This is a genomic window from Paraburkholderia sp. MM5384-R2 (assembly GCF_014201025.1).
GTDB classification, from domain to species: Bacteria; Pseudomonadota; Gammaproteobacteria; order Burkholderiales; family Burkholderiaceae; genus Paraburkholderia; species Paraburkholderia tuberum.
Genome location: NZ_JACHDI010000069.1, coordinates 1 through 3702, shown reverse-complemented (window position 1 = coordinate 3702; position 3702 = coordinate 1). Strand labels below are relative to the sequence as shown.

Here is a 3702-nt window from a genome sequence, read left to right as displayed (position 1 = left end):
GGTCTTTGGTGTCCTGTGCACCACCGCTGATTCTCTGCCTTAAGGAGCTTTCATGCTTGGGGGCGATGCCGATCTAAATCATGAAAGGTTATACAGAAGTGTCGTAGCCGTCGCGCAAGATCTGGATGGTGATCACAGCATCCATGACCCGCTGCATGCCGATCCACAGTGTCTTCGCGCCGGGTTCGCCATCGCCCTTGCGCCCCAGAAAGCCGCCCAGTGACGCAATCATCCGTGTCATCTGGTTCAGCGTCGGTAGCTTTTTTGGACGCGGTTTCTTCGAGAGTACATGAGCGCCATGTATCTCGTCAGCAGCAAAGAACAGCGACGCGTCCAGCTCCGGACACGTCCTGCCCAGGCGCATGAGCCGTGCAATACGCCACGAGACCACCATGTACAGCACGAGCGCCTTCTCCACCCGCTCCATCTGCGAGAGCTGCAGCGCCTCAACCCGGCAGGCATTCTTCAGTACATTGAAGAACATTTCTATTTCCCAGCGCGCGCGGTAACAGTCGACGAGCTCGATGAGCGCATCCGCGTCGCCCGCCTGGCGGTTGGTCACAAGACGCCAGATGACAGGTTACACGTCCGCTGGCGCCTGCACCTCATACGCCTCGACGAAGGTGAGCGTGACACCGGCGCGCCCGGGCAGCGTGATGCGCTGGTTACGCAGTTCCTGCTTCACTTCACGCGCCTTCCGCCCGCTGCGCCCTGGCAGCACAAAGCTGATATGGCCAAGTACGTTACTCGCATGCACCTTTTCCCACAGCTTTTCTTCGTCCTTCAAGGCACGACTGTGCTGCGACCGGATCAGCCAGTCCGCGCCGGTTCACCCAGTTCCTGCGCACGCTGCATGAGCGCGGCGATGTCGCCTTCACGATCGGCCACATACACCAGTCGCGTGTCAGCCAGGGCCCGCGCCTGTTCGGCCACGATCTCGTAACTTTCAATCCACCGTGCACTTTCCCTGACACCGCCACGACTGCCATTTGCGTCGCGTGGCTCGTGCGCCCACATCCAGGAATTGACCATTCCCAGTGAATTCCGGCAATGCGGCAGAGCGACAGGACGCCGGAATCGACTCTTCGGTCATCGTGGCGATCCATCGGCTTCGCCAACTTTTGCGTGGATGATGCTGAGCAATGCCGGGCTCAGTCGCGTGTGCGGCGATTTGCGCGGCGTCTCGTTGAAACCGGGTGCACATAGGCCGCAGGCGGCGCCCCGAGACTAACGGGTCCTTAGGCGCGTGCGCAACCATCTCGCCAGGGCGAGACTATGCAGCATCACCCCCGCCCCAAGCGAGGGGACTGCGCGAACCACGCTTGCCTCAGGCCATTGTGAAATTAGCGGCTTCCCATCACGCGCTTCCAGACTCGAAATCCACTGCCGGGGGCTGAGCGACATGGGAGGCGCGACCTCCTCGAACACGCTATGCAGCTGATCGCTCGCATGCGGAAAGGAGCCTAGTGCGTTCGCCTCGCTCCGGGAGGGCGCGCCAATTACCAGTCTAGTCACGATGGCCGCCCCCTGCGCCAATCCGTCTAGAGAGTCCAGAATGTCGATTCCGGCCGCTGTGAGGACGTCCAGCACATCATCGACATAGGCATTGATGACTTCCTGCTGGATTCTCAGGCCCCAAGCCAGCGCCTGCGGATTGTCTTGGGTGAGAAGCTTCGGAGAGACAGAGCCGTCGGCTGCTCGTTTGTATCCGGTCGTCGTGCCGTGGTCCGCCGCGCACAAGGCCTCGAATATCGGCCCTCGAACGAAGGGTCTAATAGGCTCGGCCACGGACTCACTGAGATAGTCATCGAGACTGCCGCAGCCTTCCGGACGATAATCAAGTCCGAAGTAAAAACCCGAAAGGCGCCGGCTGAAACTTGCGTCTCGGCTACACGCGACCTTGGCCAGCGAACGCTGCAAATTTCCGCGCCATCCAATATCGACGACACCGACGTTCCCGTCGGCGAAGAATCCTTTTTGCTCCAGATAGTCAAGCAATAGCCGTCGCGCTGACGAGGCGGTCGCGTTAATCAGATTGACCATTTCATCGTCTGCCCGAATATACCGGATCAAGTGATCTAGTTCCGAGCAATTCATGGCGGTATGCGGGGAGCGAATACGAAGACGGCTTTGTAAGCCGGCGATGGCCGGATGACTGATATCCAAGTCGAATTTCTTGAGTACGTCAGCCAGCGAACTGCCCGACACAAAGCCGAAATGGCTTAGGTCGCCTTCGCACACGTTGAAGAGGGCGGGCAAGTGAAGCGATTGCCGGGACACATGCAGATACCGCAGATCGATCGACAGGCCATATGAGGCCACTATTTTTTTTGCAATGGACAAGAGGATCTGGCCGTCCCGCGCCAGAAAGAACAGCTGATCGATTTTCCTGCGCCTGGCCTGCGTGAGGATCCAGACGACAAACGCAAGGAGTAACGGGCCCACGAAACCGGCCGACACCTCGGCGAGCGTCTCATCATGGCCGCTGACGGCCTTCACGCGTAGTCGCGCCGTGCGCGCGCTTCCCGACAGAGCAGATCCAAGCAGCGGCGGCTCAATCGCAGCCTTGTAGAGCTCACGCTCCAATCGACCGGGCGACGCCTTGAAGAACGGTGCAGCGCGACCGCCTGCGCGCCAGACCTGAAGTACGTCGGAAAATACGCTGTCGCCAATGTGTAGGTGTTTCACGCCACTGCCTTTGGCATCTGAGAAAAGGGATCCCGTCCTCTTTGTACGACCGTTCTCGCATGAAATGAACAGCTGGGCCGGGTCCACGCGCACGCCGCAGCCGCTAAGCATGCTTTCCAGGTCCGAACGTGAAAAGTAGATGTCCGAGATAATCGCCGTTCTTCCCAATGCCGAAAAGCGATTGAAAGTCTCCACCATACCGGTTATGGGGCGGAGCAGGCGCTTTTCGAGCCCGACTTCGATGGCCTGCGCCGCAGTCAGAAATTCACGTGGCAAGTCCGCCGACGCTGCAATCTCCGCGTAAACGTTCTCAAGCGTCGCTTCACGCTCGACACTGAGCTTGCGTGCCCTCCACTCCGCCGATTGCCGAATCGTCACCCATTCGCCGGGCTGCACGACCGAACCGAATCTCCGTTGCAGCCGATACCCCGTCACCAGAAACACATCGGATGGCCTATGTAAAGGTCTTGTTACTAAGGTATCGAATGCATCAAAAGAAACCAAGCCATTCCTGGTCCATATTCTTTGCGCATCCACGTCGTGTAGTGGACGTATGCTCGCAACAAGGTGCTGGATACCAGCCGACACGAATCGTTGGTTTATGGCGCGTTCGAGCAGAAGGTTTGTCGCATTCATCGGTGTCTTCCACCTTTCAGAACGGGGATTGTTTTCGTCGCCGCCGCGCTTGTGTTGCCCGACATTGGCCGGGGCACCGCCACGCGTCCATACGCTGATCCGCGCACTCCGCAAAATGCTAAACGCGAAAGGAAATTTACAAAGGCCCACAAGGCAGGGCCCCGGCAGGATCAATTGAACCAGCCCGCGTTGGCGAAGGCTCGCGTTCTTGAGAGAATCGGGCCATGAACAAAAGTAACCAAGTTTTCCCCGGAAGTCTAGAGGGTGTGTTAGGCACTTTGTATTGGACCTGGTAGGCAGTATGACTTCCTGCGGGACAGAGGCTGGCCTGCCGCAACGGAATCAAACGCGGGTTAGCATTGCTGTCAGAGCCGCACG

The 3702-nt window shown here is 58.8% G+C and carries 4 protein-coding genes; all 4 read right to left on the bottom strand.

Annotated features, from left to right (window positions below):
- Nucleotides 1-88: 88 nt before the first annotated feature.
- Complete coding sequence (locus tag HDG37_RS40550; protein ID WP_409260298.1) at nucleotides 89-562, bottom strand: IS4 family transposase; 474 nt, start codon at nucleotides 560-562, stop codon at nucleotides 89-91.
- 18 nt (nucleotides 563-580) lie between these two features.
- The gene (locus tag HDG37_RS40545) at nucleotides 581-787 is read right to left on the bottom strand and encodes a hypothetical protein (protein WP_409260297.1); all 207 of its coding nucleotides are present in this window, start codon (nucleotides 785-787) and stop codon (nucleotides 581-583) included.
- Nucleotides 788-810: 23 nt separating this feature from the next.
- A complete protein-coding gene (locus HDG37_RS40540; protein WP_409260296.1) occupies nucleotides 811-1032 on the bottom strand; it encodes a hypothetical protein in 222 nt (73 codons plus the stop codon).
- Between the two features lie 195 nt (nucleotides 1033-1227).
- Nucleotides 1228-3324 (bottom strand): haloacid dehalogenase, encoded by a 2097-nt coding sequence (locus HDG37_RS38540; protein ID WP_184056795.1) that lies wholly within the window; start codon nucleotides 3322-3324, stop codon nucleotides 1228-1230.
- Nucleotides 3325-3702: the final 378 nt, after the last annotated feature.

What these genes read in the sequence shown, in the direction of transcription:
- HDG37_RS38540 (WP_184056795.1), bottom strand. Translation starts at nt 3,324, where the DNA reads ATGAATGCGACAAACCTTCTGCTCGAACGCGCCATAAACCAACGATTC.
- HDG37_RS40540 (WP_409260296.1), bottom strand. Translation starts at nt 1,032, where the DNA reads ATGGTCAATTCCTGGATGTGGGCGCACGAGCCACGCGACGCAAATGGC.